Here is a 22,642-nt window from a genome sequence, read left to right as displayed (position 1 = left end):
CTTGAAAGTTTATATTTTAGCTATAATTAAAAGTATTTAACAAGCATCTTTGCAACGAATTTATCACTAAAGAATCGTCTAACAAAGTGGTAAATTAGTTTATTTGATACACCGGGTATATACAATGGAGAACCTTTTTCGTAAGCATTTAGAGCTCCTCTAACAACTTCGCTCGGTTTCATTAATTGTTTACCGGGATCCATTTTTGCCCTTTCGAAAAATTTTGTTTCCGTCTTTCCAGGCGCGACGCAAAGTACGTGTATACCTTTATCTTTTAGTTCCGCCCAAAGGCTCATTGAGAAGCTGTAAACGTAAGCTTTCGTTGCACCGTAAACCGCAAAATGTGGAATAGGCATGAAACCAGCAACGGAAGCTACGTTAATTATTCCTCCAAAACCTTTTTTCACGAATTTTTTTGCGTAATGATGAGAAAGTTTTGTTAGTACTTCCATGTTCAATTTCATCATATTTTCGTATTCTTCCCAGCTATGTTGTATGAAATCACCGTACAGACCTATACCAGCGTTGTTCACAAGAAGGTCGACATCGAATCTTGAAAGGTTTTCAAGCACACTATCCAACTCTTTAACGAGGTCTGCTTGGATAATAACAACACTGGAATTTGTTGCGTTGTGAATTTCATCAGCTACTTTACTCAGTTGCTCAGCGTTCCTTCCTAAGATTATAACGTTTAAACCTTTCTCCGCGATTTGAAAAGCGAATTCCTTTCCAATACCAGAAGAAGCACCAGTTATAAGTGCCCAATGATGCCTTTTTAAATTATAATTTAACATGTTAGACCACCCTTTCACATTTTCGCGTCCTGAATTTTTTCTACTTTGTTTTCCACTTTTAATTATACACCTGTTATGATAGAATTTAAATGTAATATTTCGTTTTCCAAACTTTATTTTTTATATTTCAAAATATCGGAGGTTGATAAACTTGCTCAAAAATATATTGAAAATAGCAATTCCGGTGTCGTTGGAAAATATTATCGCTAATACGGGAACTTTTATTTTGACCATTTTGCTCTCTCAACTTGGTGAAGTTGAGGTTGCGATAAATGGCGTAGCTAACCAAGGCAGCTTCTTGGTTATATTGTTCTTATTTGGTCTAAATACCGGCGGAGCGATTTTTCTTGCGCAGTATTGGGGAAAGAAAGATACGGAAAACATCAAAAAGATAATGAGTTTGATGATATACTTTTCATTACTGATTTCACTCGCTTTTTTCGTATTGACTTTCTTCTTCCCAAAGGTGTTTATAAAAATGTTTTCCAATGATACGCGGGTGATTGATAGAGGAATACTTTATCTAAGATTAATTTCTATTTCTTATTTCGGACTTGCTCTGGAAATATCTTTCAGGACACTCCTCAGGTCGATAGAAAGAGCTACAATCCCAATGATGTCGTATGTTTACGGTACCATTATTCAGATATTTTTAGCGTATGGTTTTGTTAAAGGACTTTTCGGTTTGCCAAAACTTGGACTTGTTGGTATCGCAATCTCTCTTATAGTCTCAAGATTTGTTATACCACTTTATCAAATTCTTAGGGCATCTACTTTGAAACTTCCGTACACGTTTTCTCTTAGTGGAATATCTCGGAATATGCTAAGTAAATTTTTAGAATTCGCAACGCCGACAACGTTGAACGAGATAGCGTGGTCTCTTGGGATGACCGTTTACGGTATAATATTCGGTAGGATGGGTACTCAAGCTTATGCGGCAAGAAATATACTTTCTTCATTTGAAAATTACGTTTGGACGTTCACATTCGGTATCGTTATAGCGGCTTCTGTAATTATTGGTAAGTACATAGGACAGATGGAATACGAAAAGGCACAGCAGTTTGCTAAAAAGATTTTAATGTGGAGTTTTGTAATTGGTTTACTTTCAGCGGTTATAGTGATGGTTGTTTACTACATTCTCTATCCAACTTTCAAAATAGAAGAAAATACTAAGAAGATATTGACTTACGCTATGTGGGTAATGCTTATCGGTGCGCCGGTGAAAGCATTCAATGGAGCAGCGATTGTTGGAGTGCTACGCGCTGGTGGTGATGCCAAATTTGCGTTCTTACTTGAAACATTCACACTCTGGTGTTTGGGTGTGCCTCTTGCCTTTATCGGAGCGTTCATTTGGAAACAGCCACTTCCAGTTGTGTATGCGTTAACTCTAAGTGATGAAGTTGTCAAATCGGTAATTGCATACATTAGAATAAAGTCTAAAAAATGGATTAAGAATGTGACTATCTCACCTGAGATATCAAGTGCGCCTGCTGCTTCAGCTGTTCCAGGGATTGGCGAGGAGCATTGATAGGTATTTATGATAAGATAAGTGGGGGGATAAAATGGTAAAAATCAAGAGCGATGTTGTTTTTGAAAAAATTTCGGAAGTTCTCATCGAGATAAATACAAAAATCAAACCTGAGATAAAGGAGTTTTTCAAAGATTACGAAGGCCCATTTAAAAAGGAGATAATTGAGAATTTTGAGATAGCTTCGAAGGAATATCTTCCACTGTGTCAGGATACGGGCATGGTGGAGTTTTTTGTATTTAAAGGTTTCAATGTTTTATTAGATAAACCTATCGAATATATTCTCGATGAAGCGGTTAAAGATGTGTACGAAAGATTTGGTTTTCGAAAGAGTGTCGTCAGTGACCCACTTTTTTCCAGAGTCAATACTAGAACAAATACACCATGCGTTGTTCATTTATTTGAGATAGAAGAAAACAAACTTGAAATTTGGACGATTGCTAAGGGTGGAGGAAGTGAGAATTTATCCGCTCTTTATATGTTCAACCCTTCGGAGAGTTATGAAGCAATATCCCAGAAGATTTTTGAGCATATTAAGCAAAATGGTCCAAACGCATGTCCCCCGATAAAGGTAGGAGTAGGTGTTGGTGGGACTTCTGATAAGGCAGTTATGTTATCAAAGCTTGCTTTATTTGATTACGATGCGTCAGTGTATCTAAAAAATGTAATCAGGTATCAAAAAGCTGAAGAGAAGCTTATGGAAAGATTGAATGAGATCAAATTTGGCGTGCAGGGGCTTGGGTATGGTAAGGGTATATACAATGTTAAAATGTACGGCTTCCCAACACACATAGCAACATTACCCGTTGCGATTTCAGTTGATTGCTATTTACTTAGAAGTGGAAGAGTGGTGTTTGAAAATGAATGAGATTCTTACCGAGACTCTCAAAAAACTAAATGTTGGTGAAATGTTTGAATACACTGGTAAGTTAATAGTTATGCGCGATGCTGCGCAGAAAAGGTTAGTTGAAATGGAAGATAATGGTAAAACACTGCCTGTTGAGCTCAAAAACGCTCTCGTATTTTACGCTGGTCCTACATTTTCGAAGGGGAATATAATAATAGGTCCTACGACGTCTAAGAGGATGGATAGATTTTTGGAATTTTTAGGCAGACATGGTGTTATTGGGACGATAGGGAAAGGTGAGCGTACACCTGAAGGAGTTGAAACCATAAAGAAGTACAAGATGATTTACTTTGTCACCCCAAGTGGTTGCGCGGCGTATCTTGGTAAGAAGATAAAGAGTTGGAAGGTCGTCGCATTTGAAGATTTAGGACCAGAAGCCGTATATGAGATAGAAGTGGAGAATTTTCCATTATTAGTCGTTATATCCGCGCTATAAAGGTTATAAAAGTTATAAAATAGGATTGATGAGGTGGCTTTTATGCAAAATCTTGGAAAGTCCGTTGCAGATATAGTTAGAGAAAATCCAAATTGCAATTATTTCATCTCAGCATCTGCTGGGACAGGTAAAACTTACACTTTGACGAACTATTACATGGGGATTTTGGAATACTACGAAAAGGAGAATAATCCAGATATAGTCGATGGTATTTTGGCAGTGACGTTTACTAACAAAGCCGCAAACGAAATGAAAGAAAGGATAATGAATAAAGTCAGAGAAAAGATTACATCTTCATCAGTCAGTAACTTGGCTTATTGGAAACGTGTTTATTCCAATATGTCCAGAGCGGTTATCTCAACAATCGACAGTTTTTGCAGAAGAGTGTTGATTGAGCAAAATATCTACGCTGGTGTCGACCCGAATTTTACAATTATCAACGATTTAAAACAATTGAAAATCATCGATAGCGCCTCACGGCAGGCTATGGAAATCGCTTTTAAGGTGTACGAAGATTTGGAAATTCCGCTCTCCCCAATGCTTTCAAGCGAAAGAAGGAAAAGAATAGAAGGATATATAAAAGAATTGAAAGAAATAAAGGATTCCATTATCGACCTTTTTGAATTAGTTGGAGATGTTTGGAGAGTGAAAGGTTTTGTTGAGGATATAGTTACAAACTGGAGGCTTGAGCTTAGACAGTCCAACGTTAGTAAATTACTACTGGATGTGATGAAAAAAGCAGGTAATTCTTTTAGAGTTTTGAGGCTCATTAGTTTAATTGCCTCAGAGCTTTACGAAGCAGAGACAATTGATAACTTTGAATACGATTTCAAAGGCGTACTGGAAAAGACTATCGAAGTTTTGAATAATAATGAAGAAGTTAGAAAATATTATCAAGAGAGGTTCAAATATATCATAGTTGATGAGTTCCAAGACACAAATGAACTCCAGCGCATGATATTTGATTTTATCCACACGGACAAAAATTACATATTCTATGTCGGAGATAGGAAACAGTCGATATACAGATTCAGGGGCGCTGATGTTTCTGTTTTTGTAAAGACGATGGATGAATTTGAGAAAAGGGCAAAGATTTCACCTGATAAATACAGGATACTTTCGCTCCAAACTAATTACAGATCGCATGAATTTCTCGTTGATTATTTTAACAAAGTTTCGAGGGATTCTATATTTAGAAATGAAATCTACGATATGCTTTCTAATTTAAATGGTTTTAATTCTAATAAGCCGATATCTGAAATATCCGATGATGAAGCAAAACTTTATCTGCACGAAGCTTTTAGGTTGCGCTATCGGGACTTGTACGATAAACTTTGGTTCTTAGATGAAGACATTTCAAATGCACATATTAAAAAGTTAGAAAGTGAAGTTATTCCACAGATTGATTTTCTCAACGAGAGCATAAGTAGGGTTTCCTACTTAAGTATAGTATCACTCGATGAAAAAGTTTCTCCCGAAGACGAGGCAAATTTGGTTGCAATGGCTATTAAAAATTTAGTTGGCAAGGAGATTACTATTTTCGATAAAGAGAAGAATGATTACGTAACAAGAAAAGTGGAGTACAAAGACATAGCTATCTTAAGTTACAAATTAGCGGGTATTGAATCGATATACAGAGAAACTTTTGGTAAATTCAATATCCCACTTTATGTTGTAAAAGGGCGAGGATTTTACAAACGCCCTGAAATAAGAGCAGTTATTTCCGCGCTTTCCGTGATTCAAAATCCTAACAATGACTATAACTTCGTTGAATTTTTCCTTACGCCTTTTGTCGAATCAACAGATTTCTCACCATCTTTCGACAAATTCAAAATATTGCACAAAATAGTTTTAAACGCAAGAAAATTAAGGGAAAACGGTGAGAGAATATCATTCTTCCAATCAGCTAAAAAACTTGGCAAAGAAGATTTGCCAGACTACGTTTCCGAAATGATCGAACTTGTGCAAAAGTACGATGAATTGAAATACTTTTTAAGACCAGCCGAGGTTTTGAAAGGATTCATCAACGAGAGTTATTACTTAGCTAAACTTTCGAAATTTCCAAACAGTGTCCAAAGATTGAAAAACGTTAAGAAATTGCTTGACCAAGCTACGGAATTTAACCAACAGGCGTCGACATTCTCCGAGCTAATAAGATTGCTTTCAAAAGTGGAGGAATTACAAGAGACCGAGGCTTCCGAAGTTTCCGAAGAAGACAACGTCGTTAAGATGATGACAGTGCATGCTTCAAAAGGACTTGAGTACAACATAGTTTTCCTTGTTAACAATAATTTTAATGAGATGGAATCTGATGAGGTATTCTTCCCATCGGATGACAATGGAGGAAGGTATATTCATATCAAAAGGTTCATAGAGAATTATAAGGATAAGTTTAATATAAACAAGGATGAGTATAAGAAATTAAAGGGAGAATTGGAAGCAGAGTTAATATACGATGAGACTGAGATACTGCGAAAGATATACGTGGCTATAACCAGGGCAAAAGAGATGTTATTTGTGGTAACGTACAATACTAATAGCTCTAGGGGGAAAAGAGGAAAAACTGCTGGACAATACCTTGCACATAATGAGTTTAAAACTATTACAATAGACAAAAAGCAAATCGATGAAATGGTAAAATCGCTGAGTATTTCTGAATTTTCAGGGGAAGAGAATAAAAAATTGCTAGACGAGGAAAAGATAAGAAAACAGATAGAAGATTTTTCGAATATTGGGTACAAAAGGTACATATCACCAACTCTTTTGTACAACATTACAGATGAGAAGAGTGATAAAGAGTTGGTTAACGAACTAGAGGTCGATTTTGAAGAAAATATGCCTCTTTTCGAAGGTCAAGAAAAACAAGATATATTAAAAATTTTCGAAAAAAATCAAGAAAAACAAAAGAGAAGTAAAAGTGAGGTAAGTCTACTTCTATCTTCGTTACTTGAAACCTCGAGGGAAGTTATCGAAGGGAAGAATATACATAGAAGGTTGATGAGTGTTCAAAGATATCCAGATTTGTTGAATCTTGTCGAAAGAGGAGAGTTGCCCGAGAAGATATTGAAAGCGGATGTAATCAAATATCTATTTGAAAACAGTGATAAGGTTATTTCCGAATGGAGAATCGCAAAATCGGTGGTTATAGATGGTAAGAAATATACACTCTTTGGTGTGCCAGATAGGGTGTTTTTCAAAGATGGAAAGATATACGTTGTTGATTTTAAATCATCGTATCTAAAGGATGGTTCTGAAGAAGTTGAGAAGTACAAATTCCAGCTCCAATTTTATATGTACATGCTTAAAGATTTCGGAGAAATTGCTGGAGGGTATTTAGTCGGCGCAAGAAGTGGGTTCGTTATTAGAGTTGAAAGACCTGGCGATGATTTCATTGAATTACTGGCAAAGCTGATAAGAAATTTAGAGGTGATATAGATGAGAAAAGCGTACATAGTACCCTTGGATGATAATCATTTTGAACTGGTAGCCGATAAAATAGCGAATATTTACTTAGAAAATCCTATGGATTTTCTTTTCATAGGCCCCACTGGGTTCTATGTAAGGCAGATCGCTGATATAGTTGCTGAAAGATCCGGGAAAACGATAAACAGAGATGCCTTCTTGGTTATAAACCAGTACGTTACGGAGTTTCTGAAGAAGAATAATTATCAAGCTGAAGTTTTGGATAGAGATTTTTACACAGTTTACATTTCGAAGATTATAGACGAGCTTTACGATTCGGAAAAGGATAAACAGAATTCTGAGAATTCCGATAGGTTGCTGCTCCTCAGAACCCTTTCGAAATCAAATACGATAGTTCATTACATAGTTGAAATATTCGAAAAACTCTGGGAAATTGAATTGCACGGAAGCACAGAAAATTTAACAAATCAATACGACGTTGTGAATCAACTGATGAACGATACATCGGTTTTTGCTCAGATTATTAGAGACATCTTAAGTGAGATGAAAAGTGTCGCGAAAGAATTACAATCAAGGTATATGTACGATCCAATGAACATATACAAGTGGTACGTAGAAAATGCCAGAGATTTAGAAGTAAATAGAAAATATCTTGTCATCAGCGGATTTTTCAACCTATCACTTTTAACAAGTCAAGCATTGGCTGAGCTGGTTAAAAAGTCGGAAAATACGATATTTTTTGTTTGGCAAAAAGTAAACGATTCAGCGTTTAGTCAGATTGATGAGATCTACGATTTTTTAGAAAAAAATTCATTTGAGTTTGATGACTCATTTTGTAATAAAAAAGTTGTGAATTTAGAGGAGTTAATTAAAAATAAGAGCATAGGCGAGGTGGATGTTGAGAATCAATACAACGAATATCATTATATAGTAAAGCAAGTCAAAAGCCTGATTATAGAAGGTGTTAACCCGGAAGAAGTAGGCATTGTTGTTCCAAATACTAATATAGCTTACAGGTTAATGGATGAATTTGATGAAGCAGGTATACCGTACCGATACAGTGGGAAAAATCCACTTACGGAAAGTCATATAATTAAGATACTTTTGCAACCTTTGTTAACTATAGAGGAAGGGTATAGACCGGAAGATTTACTTGCGGTAATCGAATCACCACTCGTTGAAAAAAGAGAACTGACGATGGATGAGATAGAAGATTTATTTAAAGAGTACGAGTATTATTCCATAAGAATGAAACCATCGGAAATGAGAAATAAAGAAGATAGAAGAAAAAATTTCTTTGAAAAGTTGGAAAGAGATATCGCGGAACTTGAGTCGAAGAAAGAAGAGTACGACATTGAAGAGGATGTTTATCTATCTTCTGTGGAGAGGCTTGAGAAGTTAAAGAAATTCAAAGAGATAATGGAAGAACTTTTCGGTTTGCTAGATAACATACATGAAAATTGGGGAAGCAAAGATTTCTTTGAATGGTATAAAGAGTTTATAAAGTCATCGATTTTGAAATTTGGGGATATTTTAGAAAATTACGAAATAATGTCCTCACAAAAAAGCGTCATTAGAAGTGTGGGTAAAGAGATTAACGCTCTATCCAAGTTTATAAACGTCTTAAACAAATTGGAAATATACGTTCAGAAATTGAGGGAGAGCAAACTCAGTAAAGTGACAAGCTGGAGTAAATTGTTTAAGCTCTTTGTTGTACTATTGAATTCAAATGGATATAGGGAGACATTTAAATCTGCGAATGTTGTAGATATAATCGATATTCCGACATCGAAATTTGTAAAGAAAAAGTACAAATTCTTCGTGGATTTCATAGATGATTATTACCCATCCATAGGTAAAATAAATCCACTTTTGTATCGAACAACGAATCAACGTTCACGGATATATGATTTGCTTGAAGAAAGTGAAAGAAGTTCAGTTTTTCTTTCAATAATATTCTCTCAAAATTCGTATTTGATATTTCCAAAATCCACAAATACAGGTGATCCACTAGTCCCGTCGAAATACTTATCTGAATTGGCACATAACCACATAGAAGCAAAAATATCGAGCGATGATATTTTCAAGAAGATAGATTACGATATATACAAGCTTGCGCAATCTGCAAGTCAAATCATAGAAGTGAAAAGAGAGGACTTTGTCGTTGGAGAAAGTAACATAACCGAATTCAGCCACAGCAGAATTGCGACTTACTTATCATGTCCAATGTTGTTTTACTATTCAAATATAGCTACTTTACCAGAGAAAACTAAGGAAAATAACCTTGCTTTAATGGAGGGTATAATCACACATAGAGTATTGGCAAAATTATTTGATATAAACTATCCTAAAAATGTATATTCGTTGTTAAACTATAACGATGGGGTCCTTAAAGAACTTATAGAAGAATCTGCCGAATCATTTTCAGAAGGTATATTTAAGTACAAAATTCCGAAAAAGATATTGTCGGATGAGATATTTGATAAGCTTTCAGTTTACTTGAGAGAGTTTGCAGACTCAAAGTATTTAATAACGCTTGGGCAAAAAAGTAAGACGCTACCTTTAAGATTGGATAGTTCAAAAAAATCAAAAGAGGGTACAAAAGACTTATACACAGATGAAACTCTTAAGACAGAATTAAGTGTTGAATGTGAAGTTGGAAGGTATCATGTTATTGGAAGAATCGATAGAATAGACAAAATTCTTGATGAGGAAAATAAATATGCGATTATCGATTACAAAAATTCCCTAAGTTCGATAAGATTCGAGCAACTTATTCTTTATGACTATCTAATCTTGAAAGATGAAAAGAAAGAAAACCTTCTTTGGAAAAAAGAAATAAAAGAAAATGGTTCCCATGTATTTTTAATGTTTCTCAAAATCGGTCAAGAAAAGCTAGAGTACAGATATATCAAAAAGGAAAATCAAGAAGAGCCAGTTTATATTATTGAAATTTTAGAACCTAACGTTTCTTTTACATTAAACGATTTTGAAGGATGGCTTGTTTCAACGATGGACGATATAGCGTTGAAAGGTATTTTTACGCCGGTTTTCTTAATGAATCAAAGTAGGACGTTCTTCTCTATTCTAAGTGAAAAAGGAAATATTGACAAATCAAAAATTAAAGGAGATATGTCTAAAATATTGTTTGAAAATCGAAAATGCAGAGGATATAACAATGTCTGCCCCTACGAACCACTTTGCAGTGCGTATGAGATATACGGTGTAAAACTTTTAAAAGAATAAATAATACAAACAAACCATGCAAATTTATATATTTTATGTATTTTTCAAAGTAGGTACGCTTTTTAATAGTATAAATCTACTTTCTTGATTTTATTAGTTTATTAGCTAAATAAAGTCCAGTAACACTTATTTCAATAATTATTACACTGTAAAGAACTATAGTGTTTACCACTAATGAAAAAATCCAAACTTAATAACGCTAACCACCACAAATTTTTTACAGTTGTATAGTAGTACACCTCACTTTATATTTACAGTACTATTGAGGAGATCTTAATATAATTAAGCATACGCATTTTTCAATAATCTAACATGTTGAATAATCTTTTGTAAAAGTCTCAGGAATTATTTCTCAACTATTTAAAACATCTAAACCTCTCTATTGAAGTTTAATATTATTTATATTAATCGCTTCTGCGATGGAACTTAAATGATATTTAATTTCAACATCCCATTAATTTATGTCATAAAAAATGAATTTAGTTGAAAAATTTTAGAATACTGAAAAAATAAAATAAAAAAGCCTTGGTTTTTCAATTTCCAAGGCTTTTTTATTTTTATTCTGGTGGAGCCGATGGGATTTGAACCCACGGCCTCTACCGTGCGAAGGTAGCGCTCTCCCAACTGAGCTACGGCCCCAGTTATTAAACTTTTACATATCTCACGTTAAGCATTATATCATAATCTTTAATTTTTTCAAGATAGGAAGAAGTTTTTAATGTTTTGTAGTATAATATTTTTGGGTGGTTGTTTATTTTGGGAAAAATAAATAATTTTGGAGGGATAAAAAGTATGAAGCGGAAGAACATTGGAAAAGGTAAAGTTGCCGCTTTGATAAGTTTATTAGTTATTTTCGTTGTAATTTTTTTATTGGTAGGATTGATTGTATTACAAAACAAGGAGAAATTACTTAATAGGTCGTTTGACAAGTATAGAGTTTTAACCGCTAAGGAAACATTTGAGAATGGTCTTATTAATTCGAACTTTGAGATACCAATCTTTGGTAATCCAAAGTTAGTTGGTAGTGATGAGATGAGAAATAAATACATCCTTGAGATTTTAAAAGACGGTTCAATGAAGTTGTATATGAACAATGTTAAGGTCGAAGATTTTGAAAAGGAATATGAAGCAATATACAAAAAGGCATTATACAATCTTTTGCAAAAAATTCCACCAGAAGATTATGAATTATCAAACGCCTCCGCACTCTTTGATTATCTTACAGTAGAAGGTTATGAATATCTAAATCAGGATGGTAAGGAGATTTTGATTTTAAGTGGAAAAAACGCTAATTCGCAATATGTCAGTATGCAATTCAGGTTTAGAAAAGTTGGAAATAATGTAAAAATAACTGTTGAAAATATTACAGTTGATGGGAAGGTTTTTTCTCCAGCCGAAATGCGTGTCTTTTTGGCGAATATTTATAAAATAGACAAGCAGAGTATAAAAAGTAATCTTGTAGATATGATAAAACAAGGAAGACTAAAAGATTTTTCGACGAAGACAATAGAAGAAATTTTCGGAAATCTTAACAATCCGAGATGGTCGATAAAAAGTGAAGATGAAAATGTTGTAGAGTTTAACGCAACTGATGTCGTTGACAAAAATGAAATTTCTTTAAGTATAGGGTTTAAATTGGAATCAGATGGTTCTGTCAGCGTGAAGTACATTTTCGTTAATGGTTCCGAAGTTGATAGTGGAGAAGCGCAAGATATACTGAAATACTACCTTGTCAAGTATGGTGGATACGATTTACAATCTGAATTGGAGATGTTTAAGGAAAAGATATCAAATGCATCAGTACCAGGGTATAGCAAAAAATTCGGTGAGCTTTTGATTGGAAGTTGTGACAACATCTCGTGGAGTATTGAAAGTACAATGAAAGGTACAAAGTTGACGGCAAGCGGAGTTACAAAGGTTGGTAAGAATAAAGTTACACTCTCTTTCTTGATTTCATCAAAAGGAGCTTATTTGGTTAGTTCAACAATCGACGGGAATAATATAGATCCAAATGAATTGCTTTCTAGATTGGTAGATGATTTAGGAAAGGTTTCAACGCAGTTAGAGGAAAGTAAGTACAATGAGCTGATTTCATTGGTTCAAAATTCTATAATTGTCAAAGGTAGTCAATACAGCAGCAATAAATCGGCATTTGAAAGATTTTTAAGAAATGTTAGCTGGATGTTCGATAAGAATAACAATAAAGTTGTTTTGACTGGGACAGGAAACTACGCTGGTCAAGTATGGCAATTTAAGTTTAACTTCGAAATACTCTTTGGGAAAGAAGTGCTACTTGAGAAGGTTTACATGAACGATCGAAATGTTATTGATGAAGTTACCGATTATATCATTGGCAAAATATTTAAAGTCGATGTATTGACTAAAAATATTGTAGAACTTGTTAAAAACTCAATATACTCAAAGAAGACTTACTATGAATTTCTTGGAAGAAATGGCTGGTCGTTAGATACTGATAATGACAATGTTGTTTTCAATAATTCAAGCCTTATGATAAGATTTGTCGTTCTTCCAAATGGCGATGTTAAGGTCACAAATCTTAGCTATAATGGTACAGATTATACGTATATGAAAGAAGAAGTATTAAAAGCACTTGAAAATGGCATGAGCGTAGAAACACTCTTGACGAGTAATAAAAGCTTTGAAACGAAGCAAAGCACTAATCAAATTATTGAGCAGCCTAGCAAACAGAGCACCGAAAGTGAAAATAAAGAAGAATCCCAAGAAGAAATAAAACCATACCAATTCTAGAGAGGTGCAATTGATGTTTTCTCCTATTTTGATGATTGTTTCGCTAATTATTTCTGCTTTAACAGTGCCAATATTTGGTAAGATTGCGTATAAATACAATATTGTTGATAAACCGGACGATGGATTGAAAGAATATGAAAGAATAACACCATACCTTGGTGGGCTTGCTATATATCTTGCTGTTATTGTATCAACACCTTTTGAAATTATAACTAAATTCTCTTTGACTCTGTTAACAATTATTGGTTTAATAGATGATGTTAAGAAAATAAAATTGTCCTTAAAGTTAGCAGTTGAGTTATTCGTAGCTTTAATTCTTACTTATAAATACGTTGGATTCAATTGGTTTTTCCCACTATATATTTTTTTAGTTGTTATTTTAATCAACTCTGTAAAAATGATGGATGAAATGGATGGAGTTTGTGCGAGTGTGTCGATAATTTCTGCAATTGGACTTTCGATTTTGGTTTCATCAAGATACGACGGTATGTTGCTCTCTGCGCTAATAGGCGCTGTCTTTGGTTACTTCATATACAACTTCCCACCGGCGAGGATTTCCATGGGAAGTAGTGGAGGTTATTTCGTTGGAGGAGTACTTTCAATAGGTTTGCTCTCTACTATGAGACACGGCAGTTCTAACATACCTTATTTAATTTCTGCTTTTATCTTTATTTCGCTTTTTTACTTCAACTTTTTATCTGGCCTTTCAAGAAGCACTTTAAATAAGAAACCGATTTATTTATACAACAAGATATACGAAAAATTTAACGATAAAAGGAAAACGCTGTACACGGTTGTATCTATACAACTTTTAGTATTCTTACTTGGATATTTTTCCAAAACAAACGTAATTGCGAGTATTTCGGCTTTAATTATACTTTTAGTAATTTACTTTGCATTGGGTAAATTTCTAAATGTTTTCAAATACTAAAGGTGCTAAATTTACATAAAAAAGGAGGCGGGGTTAAGTGTTGTCCATTCTTGAAGAGATAGTCTGGTACACAACTATTCCATTGGTAGCGCTTTTTGCTCATAGGCAGTACACTTACGAATTCAGTACACCGAAGTACGCTATTTTAACTATCGCAACCTTTATTTTAGGCTTTTATTTGCTCTATCGCCTGTTTAAAAACAAGGAAATTAAATTTTTCGCAACACCTGTTCACTTCACTTGGCTTGCTTTTTCTATAATCGCCTTACTATCAACGATGAACACATTCCAAGATAACAGATTTTTCTTCAGACAAGCGATAGACATAGGTCTTTACCTCTTCTTAAATGTTTTACTTTCGTTTTATTTTAGTTCAATCATTAATAAAAAGGAATATATTGTGAGATTCTTATTTATATTCGTTTTAACAGGTTTATTTATCGCTATAAATGCTATTCTCAATTTTTACATTGGCTATGATATTTTACTTGGAAATGTCGGGGCACCATTTGAAAGAGCGAGTATAAAGGCGAATATAGGTAATGTTATTTTTGTTTCAAACTATTTGAACATGCTCCTTCCCATAGCGATATATTTCGTAGCGAGTTTGGATTTTGGATATTTGAACATCAAAAGGTTATGGACTGTGTACCTTTTTAAAATAGTATCATTAATTTCTGCAATCTTGTATTTTGATGTTATAGTCTTTTCTCAAACAAGATCTGAGTATCTTGCGTTGGTGATTGAGTTAATTTTGTTTGTTTTTGCTTATTTCTTCTATTTAAGAAAGAAAGAAGACAAAATTGCAGAGGAATTGAAGAAAAAAGACCCGAAGACTTTAAAAAGATTACTCAGATTTAGAGAAATGTCTATTCTAATATTTATATTAATGGCAATTATTATTGTTGTAGTATACAACATTCCAACACCATTCAACAACTACGCATCATTCAAGATGACAGATAGATTCAGTGCCATGTCTTCTGTTTCAAGTAGGGATGAAAGATTTCTCTCGTGGTTCTCAACGATTTACATTTGGAAAAATCACAAAATCCTTGGTCAAGGTATCGGTACATACCAGGTATATGGTTTGTATGGTATTTCAGATCTAATAGAGGCTCATCCAGAGTACAATTACGGTTGGAATAATTTCAAAAGAGCACACAACGATTACTTCCAGGTGCTTTCTGAGACAGGTATTTTAGGTCTTAGTGCCATAGTTTTAATGTTAATCTTACTTGTAATGTATGTTGTAAAGAACATTAGAAAAGTTGAAGATAAAGATGATGCGATTCTGTTCTTTATGTTGGTTTTGAGTGGAATTATTTTCGCATTTCAAAGTGTTTTCAGCTTCCCAGGGCATTTGCTTCCAAATGCGCTACTTGCGAATTTCGTTATAAGCATCGGACTTGGAAAGTACTTCAATAAGGTTAACGGTAAAGAATACACAATTAAAGGAGCAAAAGCAATCGCTTTAGCTATTATTTTGATATCGGTAACCGGTTTGTCTACATATCTTAGATGGAATCATTTCATATCTGAAGTTTATTTCAGAAATGGAAACGTTGCATATGCGACGCTTTCTGAGTTGAGAAACAATTTAAGCAAAATTGATGAGTACCTTAAGCAACTTGATAGCATAGAATCTGATTTGAATAATTTCACAGGTCAATTTCAAGCACTGTCACCACAAAATTGGCACAATTTGAAAAAGGCAGAAGCCCAAAGGCTAAATCTTCAGTATAACGAATTGCAAGCGGAAAGTGAAAGGCAAAGAAATATAGAAAATATAAGAGCTCAAATCAATGCACAAAGAAATAATTTGATTAATCAGAAAAATTTGTTGCCCCAACAAATAAATGAGCAGTACAAAATTGCAAAAGAGAATTTAATAAAGAGTGTAAAATTGAATCACACCTATGGAAAATCGTACTTTTATCTTGCGGCACTAGCGGCAGACCCAATAAGAGTTGATGAGCTCAAAAACTTACTCAAATCAGACCCAGAAAGCGTTTTAAACCAAAGAGCAGATGAGTATCAAAAATTAATCCCAGAAAAGTTTAAGTACGCTTACTATTCAAAATTGGCAGGTTATATCAAAAATAATCCGGATTTCTTAAATCAAGTCGATGTTGCAACCATTCAAGCTATTATAGATTCCATAAGCTTGTATGAACTATCACTTCAAACATTTACAGAAAGAAATACTTTTAGATCTCTTGCAATGAGATATAACTCTTTGTATAGTTTAAATAACTTTGCCCTTGGAAAAATCAACGATAGTGAGTTAGAAAAATTACTAAGTTCTTACTCAAAAGAATTTTTCAACAAATATGGCACCTGGGTTAGAAAAACAGTAGACATCATGCCAGGTGGATGGAACAGATTCCCAGATTGGAAAAACATTGATATAGAGCTTGCAACAATGTATGGTCAGGATATATACAGATTCTTCGCGGTTCTCACTGCTCAAACTTTGAATCCTATCAACGTAGAATCAAGAGAATTGTTAGTAGATCTTGCCATGAGAGAAATAGAAGCGTGTAAGTATATGGAATTGAAAGGTGTATGGGGAGTTCCAGATGGGGTATTCGATTACCTACATGAACTTGCTCATGAATACCAAACAGTTGGGGAGTATCAAGAAAGTGTCTATACATACAATCAGTTAGTAGATTGGTATAAAGAAAGTTACGAGTATATATCTAAGAAACTTTCAAATACCTCCTATTGGGAAAAGACGTTTAACGACTTTATCGAAAATAGTAAAAACGAACTTGACAAAATACTTGCTGATGATGAAAAAGGATACCTCTCAAATAGCTTAACACCGATCTTTGTCAATCTGTTGAATAGTGCTTATAAGGAATTTACATCCATTGATTTTACCAACATTGAAAAAGATTTCATTGAGGCATTATCAAAGAATCCTTCAGCATATTGGCCTGGAATAGCAAAAAAAAGCGCTTGGAAAACTATTACACAAGCAAAGATGGACGACTTTTCAAATCAAATAAGTGCATTATCGTTCTCAGAAGAAGCAAGACAAGAAATTCAGATTTTGATGAATAACGTTGTCAATTTCTCTGGAGGACTTTTGTATGAAAGATATAAACGCTTTGTTGCTCACTATGACATGGTGAAATCGGAATTTCTAAATACAGTCAATGGATTGCTCGAAAAATACAATAAGGCAAGCGAAAAAGAGATAATTTCAGATTGGGGAGAGATAGCATTCAATTCACCAAAGTATGAAAAGAAAGAGGATGTAATTAAATACCTAGAAGATATTTTAGCAAAGTACAAATAATTCGAAAAAGAATAAGAGAAAAGCTCCCTATTAGCAGGGAGCTTTTCTTTTTTTAGAAAATAGCCATTCCTTCATCTCTTCGTCTCTATACGCAGGTACCCATGAAGCATGTGGAAATAGACCGATTGATTGCATATAGCCTTTTGGATATTCAGTGTAATTAACTTCTGCACCTAATTCGTTTAGCTTTTTTACCAGCGCTCTTGAATATTCTACAGAAACAACATCATCGTCTTCTGCGTGGAAAAACCAAAATGGTATGTGCTTTATCTTATCCAATTTTTTGGGATTTCCACCACCGCATACAACAACACCTGCTGCGAATTTGTCCGGACACAACGTTAAAAGAGCAATGGTGCCAAACCCTCCCATTGACAAACCGGTAACATATATACGGTCCTTATCTATTGGGAATTTTCCCACTAGCTCATCTATAACCAATCCAACAGTTGCAATTAAAGAATTGGGACCAAGCTGGTTCATATCATGGTAAACTCTAAAAGAACTTCCCCAATAAGAATTTTCTGGACACTGAGGTGCTAATACAAAGCAAGGGTGGTTATTTTGAAATTCTTCCTTTGCCCAAGTAGTTGCCCCTTCGTTTGCTGTTATTTGCTTTTCGTTATCATTTCCTCTTTCCCTAGCGCCGTGCAGGAAGACAACGAGTGGATAAACTTCGCCTTCTTTTATCTTGGGTTTAAAGAGCCTGTATGGCAACTTTATAAATTCATCCTCATATATATGTGGTTCAAAGACATCAAGGTAATTTACAAACTCCATGGTCATCACCTCCGTTTTATTATTTAAATTGTATCATAAAAATATTTTAAGTAAAATAAATATGATTACAATCTTGGGAAAACTTTCCACATTTTTTGTTTTTTGTAGTAAAATAGAAAAAGAGAGTTTAATTATATTGCTAAATGCGTTATTTTATTATGCTTTACGTGACTTTTACAATTCGCATGAGATGAACTGTAGGACAGTTGGATAATTGCCAAAAAAATAGCATGGGAGGGAACTCGATAATATTGGATGGTATTAATTAAATTAGTATAAAATAATTTATTTTTATATTAGTAAACAATCAGTATAATATAATTCGATATTAAAATAAATATTGACTGTGTTATGGCTTATCTATTATTTTAAAATATGTCAATTAACTAAAACATAAATAATATTATAAACAAAATAAAACTAATTTATTAAATAAAATAGGAGGTACTAATTTAATATGATTCCGATAATTGCAGTAGGTGTGGGTGGATTCATTGGGAGTGTACTTAGGTATATTATATCTTTAAAGATGAATCAAATATTTTCGCAAACGTTGATACCTCCAGGCACTTTGTTGGTTAACGTTTTTGGAAGCCTTTTTCTTGGGTTTATAATGCAACTCTCATTCAGAGCAAATATTAACCCAAATTTAAGACTATTTTTAACTACTGGAATAATGGGAGGACTCACAACGTTCTCTACACTCAGCTATGAAACTATAACGCTTTTAACAAATGGATATTATATTTCAAGCTTATTAAACATCGTGCTAAATCTGATTTTAGGACTATCGGCTGCATTTTTTGGAATGGTAATATGCAATGTTATATTCTGATATTCTAAAGATGCTGTTAACTAGTAATGATTATAGAAGCTAAAGCAATAATAATTTATTTGCATTCTCATATAACTCACATAAGTTCCTTACTACAAAAAAATTATTTACATAGTACCGTATTTTACTAAATTTCTTGAAACCCCTTTTCCTTTATAAACATCTTAGTCTTACCACTCTGTGCTCAACATTATCGAAGCTCATTCTCTATGCTGATTCGTACGATTTTAGTCCATGCTCCACCAAAAGCCAAACATAGTACTTTCTGTATGGACTTTGAAAACATTCTCAAACTTAAAGAGAGAAAAAATAGAAGGTAACTTAATAATCCATTTGTAAATAGCGACATGAGAGATGTTTATATTCAAAATGGATTTAATAGCTTGAAGAGAAATGTTTTATTTGAAGTAAAGTAAAAAAGCTTTAAAGACGATATAGATAGAGAAAAGGAAGAATTTGAGAGGTTGAAGAGTGAAAGGAACGGATTGATAGACTGAAATAGTGATAGAAGTTTTGAAATTACACTTTTTACATCTGAAAAGAAGGCAGTAACGACGGATTTTGTAATTTCTATCTAAATTGGGGGGATAGTATGGAAGAATTTGTAGGAACGTATATAAGAATCTTTGTAAAAGAAAATGTGCGTTGTAAGGAATTGCACAACAAACCACTCAACAAAATCATTGCCGAATTTGCTATTGAGCTAGGAATTTCGGATTTTATTGAATACAAAGCAATGGAAGGATACGTATTCGATAAGAAACTCCACACAGCACTACGTGAAATTGTCGAACCTGAACTTCCGATTATAATCGAAATTTTCACAGACGACGACACCGCACAAAAGTTTATTGAAAAAGTCAAACCTTATTTAAAAGAGTCGGCCTTACTTGTTTTCAGAGACATACATGGTATGTTCTTCAGATGATGAAAAATAAATTGCGAAAAACCGCATAAATAAACGATTTTTGAAACGTTAAAACTATTACCCTGGGTGATATAAAAAATGCAATATAAGAAACCTTATATTGCATTTTGTATCCAAAAAATAAAATAGCAAAATTTGCTATTGGAATGCGTGAAAAACGTAAAATTTAATTAGTTTAATCTAAGTTATCAAGATTATCCAAACTTATTTGATTAAAACAATCAAATTATTTTGAATTATTCAGTAAGATTAAAAAAACAAAATGAGTCTAATATATCTTACTATTTTAATTGTAATAAATTAATCTTATTAATTAAAATTTATGAGTTTAATAATATTATTACTAGCTATAAAAATAATTTTAAACTCAAATGGCTCAATAAAAATTTGCAAAATTTGTATATTCATATAATGATTTTTTTAAGTACTCATATAAACGTTATTCTCAGCCATCAGCTTTCTTTTGTATGTATTATAAGCTCATTTTCGTCATATCCGAAAAGCTTTATAACCTTTTTTGAAAGCGAAACAATACTATTTGCGCTAAGATTTGTTTCAACATAAATATCCGTGTCTTTGATTTTTTCAGGTTCTCTTAACTCACTAGGCATTTTTGAAAAATATGGTCTTTTTCTACCTTTTAAACTAAGTACTTTTTCAAATTGTTTTCTGTTTGTTGTTAAGACGATCTCGATAATACTCATTAATAAGTTTCTCCAAGAGTTAACTTGGTATTCCTTTTTTCTTAGAGTAAAGCCTATAATGGATTTTTCAGTAAAATCTTCAACATTTTGAGTTTCAGAGTAAGTTGGCATTGTTTTTGGTGTTGATTTTTCTTGACTAATTTTTCCTAAAAACTCTTCAACTATTCTGTCATCAGGTTTGTGTCCACACAATCTTTCAGTTGTTTCAGCTAAAATCTCTACAAGTCTTTTATCAGGTTCGGAAATTATTTTATCCCATGCTTTGGGGAGTGTTTCGGTTATCAAAGTTATTTTTTGCCTACTATTGTATAATTTTTCAGCATTTTCTACGGCTTTGTCAGAAATCACATTATCCTTGGATAAAAATTCCTCAAATTTTTCCACAATATCTCCACTTTTTTGGTCGAGTATTTCAATGGTATAAAATTTTCTTTGTTCCCAACTTCCTTCACGCAAAGGTAAATAAAACCACCAACTAATTCCATTAGTTAATATAGCTAATTTCACACCTTCTTTAAATGCATAATTTAGAAGTTGTTCTTGGTGTTTTTCCAAATCCTCATTGACTTTTTTCACTTCTATAAAAGCTTTAATCTTCCCATTATATCCTAAAGCGTAATCTACTTTTTGATTCCCAACTGAGTATTCTGGTTGAACTTCGCTTATGTTAAAGAAATCCCATCCTAATTCTTTTAAGATTCTTAAAACTATTCCTTGTTTTGTTGCTTCTTCTCCGAACTTAAAGATATCCTTGTTCTTTTTAAATTTATTAATTAGCTTGAGCAATTCATCTTTCATATTCTTAGCTCCTTGCACATTCTAAGTATTTTACCGTTTTACTTTAGGTTCATAAATATTGTTATTAATTTTAATTATATAATATTTGTAAAGTCGAAGAAAAGTTTCAAAAAATTAATTGCTTAAAAATATTCAGTGATTTTTTGGTCTGAGGCCTTAATGTGATATAATAAACAATACGAGACAAATAGAAAATACTGACAACATCATTATCGTTTGCTACAACTAAAATTGTATAGAATTTAAATAATTATGTAGAATTTTTCTTAAGTTATTAAGGTTTGGATGCTGTTAACTAGTAGTGATGATGGAAGCTAAAGCTGTAATCATCTCATTTTCGTTCTCATATAACTTGCATAGGTTCCTTACTACACAAAAACCATTTACATAGTACCGTATGTTGCTAAATTTCTTGAAGCTCCTTTTTGCTCTAACAAACATCTTAAATAACGAAAATTTCGATTCACATTCGTTGTTTTTACCTAGTCTTACTTCTCTGTGCTCAACATTATCAAAATTTAGTTTCACTGCTATCTCGTACGCTTTTAGTCCATCGGTTATTAACTCTATTTGTGTGTTTTGTTTTCTTTGACTAAAGTATTTATCTAACAATATCTTTACTTGTGACATATCACGATATCTTGATACATGCCAAGCTACTATTAAATTCGTACCATGCTCAACTAATAGCCACACATAGTACTTTTTGTCTCGAAATACAATAACTGTTTCATCACCGTGAACTTTAAATACATTCTCAAACTCAAAAAGCGAAATAACAGAAGATAACTTGATAATCCATTTGTAAATAGCGACATGAGAGACATTGATATTCAAGCAAGCTTTAATAGCACGAAGAGAAAGGTTGTATTTGAAGTACAAGATGAAAGCTTTGAGAACGATATAGATAGGGAAACGGAAGAATTTGAAAGGATGAAAGTTGAAAGGCACAGGCTGAGGAAGAGAAAGTGGAACAGAAGTTTTGAAGTTGCACTTTCTGCATCTGAAACGAACGAAATAACGGCGGATTTTGTAAATTTCCATGACATGGTTACAATGAACACAACGAGGGTAAGGGAAAGAGAAAAGTTTGTGTTTTTTGGTGAAAGAAAGTTTAAAGTAACGCTTGCAGTCTTTGCAAAAGAAGATTTGGTTTTTGAATTTATCATGACCATTTTTGATGAAGTTAGAAGAGCCGCAATGAGGGCATTTGAGTTGGATATTAGTCATGTCGGGATACCTCCTTATTGAGA

14 protein-coding genes and 1 tRNA gene are annotated in these 22,642 nt (G+C 33.3%); 10 read left to right on the top strand and 5 right to left on the bottom strand.

Translation table 11 applies throughout. The features are described from left to right. Window positions 1–26: 26 nt before the first annotated feature. Window positions 27–794: an SDR family NAD(P)-dependent oxidoreductase gene (locus tag FNOD_RS02700; RefSeq protein ID WP_011993705.1), complete on the bottom strand. Its 768-nt coding sequence runs from the start codon at window positions 792–794 to the stop codon at window positions 27–29. A 151-nt stretch (window positions 795–945) separates the two neighbouring features. On the opposite strand from FNOD_RS02700, the gene FNOD_RS02695 reads away from it, so the two are divergent. From FNOD_RS02695 to FNOD_RS02675, 5 genes are read left to right on the top strand one after another with little or no spacing between them, the layout of a single operon-like run. Beyond that, on the top strand, window positions 946–2,322 hold the full coding sequence (locus tag FNOD_RS02695; protein ID WP_238374606.1) for an MATE family efflux transporter: 1,377 nt from the start codon (window positions 946–948) through the stop codon (window positions 2,320–2,322). 34 nt (window positions 2,323–2,356) lie between these two features. After that, a complete protein-coding gene (locus FNOD_RS02690; RefSeq protein ID WP_011993703.1) occupies window positions 2,357–3,190 on the top strand; it encodes a fumarate hydratase in 834 nt (277 codons plus the stop codon). Then, the gene (locus FNOD_RS02685) at window positions 3,183–3,665 is read left to right on the top strand and encodes a FumA C-terminus/TtdB family hydratase beta subunit (RefSeq protein ID WP_011993702.1); all 483 of its coding nucleotides are present in this window, start codon (window positions 3,183–3,185) and stop codon (window positions 3,663–3,665) included. The genes FNOD_RS02690 and FNOD_RS02685 overlap by 8 nt, the downstream gene beginning before the upstream one ends. A 42-nt stretch (window positions 3,666–3,707) precedes the next feature. Then, on the top strand, window positions 3,708–7,100 hold the full coding sequence (locus FNOD_RS02680; RefSeq protein WP_011993701.1) for a UvrD-helicase domain-containing protein: 3,393 nt from the start codon (window positions 3,708–3,710) through the stop codon (window positions 7,098–7,100). Beyond that, window positions 7,101–10,334, top strand: coding sequence for a PD-(D/E)XK nuclease family protein (locus FNOD_RS02675; RefSeq protein WP_011993700.1), 3,234 nt, complete (start codon window positions 7,101–7,103; stop codon window positions 10,332–10,334). A 563-nt stretch (window positions 10,335–10,897) separates the two neighbouring features. Here FNOD_RS02675 and FNOD_RS02670 read toward each other — a convergent pair. Then, a tRNA-Ala gene (locus FNOD_RS02670) sits at window positions 10,898–10,973 on the bottom strand. Window positions 10,974–11,126: 153 nt separating this feature from the next. Here FNOD_RS02670 and FNOD_RS02665 point away from each other — a divergent pair. The 3 genes from FNOD_RS02665 to FNOD_RS02655 are packed head-to-tail and all read left to right on the top strand — an operon-like array spanning window position 11,127 to window position 17,344. Further along, entirely contained in the window at window positions 11,127–13,103 is a 1,977-nt protein-coding gene (locus FNOD_RS02665) for a hypothetical protein (protein WP_011993699.1), read from the top strand. Between the two features lie 13 nt (window positions 13,104–13,116). Then, window positions 13,117–14,034, top strand: coding sequence for a glycosyltransferase family 4 protein (locus tag FNOD_RS02660; protein WP_011993698.1), 918 nt, complete (start codon window positions 13,117–13,119; stop codon window positions 14,032–14,034). A gap of 37 nt (window positions 14,035–14,071) precedes the next feature. Next, window positions 14,072–17,344, top strand: a complete 3,273-nt coding sequence (locus FNOD_RS02655) for an O-antigen ligase family protein (RefSeq protein WP_011993697.1) — start codon at window positions 14,072–14,074, stop codon at window positions 17,342–17,344. A gap of 30 nt (window positions 17,345–17,374) precedes the next feature. On the opposite strand, the gene FNOD_RS02650 is transcribed toward FNOD_RS02655, so the two are convergent. Then, window positions 17,375–18,124, bottom strand: a complete 750-nt coding sequence (locus FNOD_RS02650; protein WP_011993696.1) for a carboxylesterase family protein — start codon at window positions 18,122–18,124, stop codon at window positions 17,375–17,377. 457 nt (window positions 18,125–18,581) lie between these two features. Between FNOD_RS02650 and crcB the strand changes: the two genes are divergently transcribed. Continuing rightward, window positions 18,582–18,959, top strand: coding sequence for a fluoride efflux transporter CrcB (crcB, locus tag FNOD_RS02645; protein ID WP_011993695.1), 378 nt, complete (start codon window positions 18,582–18,584; stop codon window positions 18,957–18,959). A 592-nt stretch (window positions 18,960–19,551) separates the two neighbouring features. After that, window positions 19,552–19,887 carry a DUF190 domain-containing protein gene (locus FNOD_RS02640; RefSeq protein WP_011993694.1) on the top strand — a complete coding sequence of 112 codons (336 nt, stop codon included), beginning with the start codon at window positions 19,552–19,554 and terminating at the stop codon, window positions 19,885–19,887. Between the two features lie 452 nt (window positions 19,888–20,339). Here the strand turns inward: FNOD_RS02640 and FNOD_RS02635 are convergent, their stop codons facing one another. After that, window positions 20,340–21,389, bottom strand: coding sequence for a type I restriction endonuclease (locus FNOD_RS02635; protein ID WP_011993693.1), 1,050 nt, complete (start codon window positions 21,387–21,389; stop codon window positions 20,340–20,342). 291 nt (window positions 21,390–21,680) lie between these two features. Next, the gene (locus FNOD_RS09665) at window positions 21,681–22,619 is read right to left on the bottom strand and encodes a DDE-type integrase/transposase/recombinase (RefSeq protein WP_011993692.1); all 939 of its coding nucleotides are present in this window, start codon (window positions 22,617–22,619) and stop codon (window positions 21,681–21,683) included. Window positions 22,620–22,642 lie beyond the last annotated feature (23 nt).

The sequence above is a fragment of the Fervidobacterium nodosum Rt17-B1 genome, from assembly GCF_000017545.1.
GTDB classification, from domain to species: Bacteria; Thermotogota; Thermotogae; order Thermotogales; family Fervidobacteriaceae; genus Fervidobacterium; species Fervidobacterium nodosum.
Note: the sequence above shows the minus strand (reverse complement) of the source record. Positions and strands in the feature narration are given on the sequence as shown.

Coding starts and splice junctions, on each gene's coding strand:
- FNOD_RS02700 (WP_011993705.1), bottom strand. CDS start 794: ATGTTAAATTATAATTTAAAAAGGCATCATTGGGCACTTATAACTGGT.
- FNOD_RS02690 (WP_011993703.1), top strand. CDS start 2,357: ATGGTAAAAATCAAGAGCGATGTTGTTTTTGAAAAAATTTCGGAAGTT.
- FNOD_RS02685 (WP_011993702.1), top strand. CDS start 3,183: ATGAATGAGATTCTTACCGAGACTCTCAAAAAACTAAATGTTGGTGAA.
- FNOD_RS02680 (WP_011993701.1), top strand. CDS start 3,708: ATGCAAAATCTTGGAAAGTCCGTTGCAGATATAGTTAGAGAAAATCCA.
- FNOD_RS02675 (WP_011993700.1), top strand. CDS start 7,101: ATGAGAAAAGCGTACATAGTACCCTTGGATGATAATCATTTTGAACTG.
- FNOD_RS02665 (WP_011993699.1), top strand. CDS start 11,127: ATGAAGCGGAAGAACATTGGAAAAGGTAAAGTTGCCGCTTTGATAAGT.
- FNOD_RS02660 (WP_011993698.1), top strand. CDS start 13,117: ATGTTTTCTCCTATTTTGATGATTGTTTCGCTAATTATTTCTGCTTTA.
- FNOD_RS02650 (WP_011993696.1), bottom strand. CDS start 18,124: ATGGAGTTTGTAAATTACCTTGATGTCTTTGAACCACATATATATGAG.
- crcB (WP_011993695.1), top strand. CDS start 18,582: ATGATTCCGATAATTGCAGTAGGTGTGGGTGGATTCATTGGGAGTGTA.
- FNOD_RS02640 (WP_011993694.1), top strand. CDS start 19,552: ATGGAAGAATTTGTAGGAACGTATATAAGAATCTTTGTAAAAGAAAAT.
- FNOD_RS02635 (WP_011993693.1), bottom strand. CDS start 21,389: ATGAAAGATGAATTGCTCAAGCTAATTAATAAATTTAAAAAGAACAAG.
- FNOD_RS09665 (WP_011993692.1), bottom strand. CDS start 22,619: ATGACTAATATCCAACTCAAATGCCCTCATTGCGGCTCTTCTAACTTC.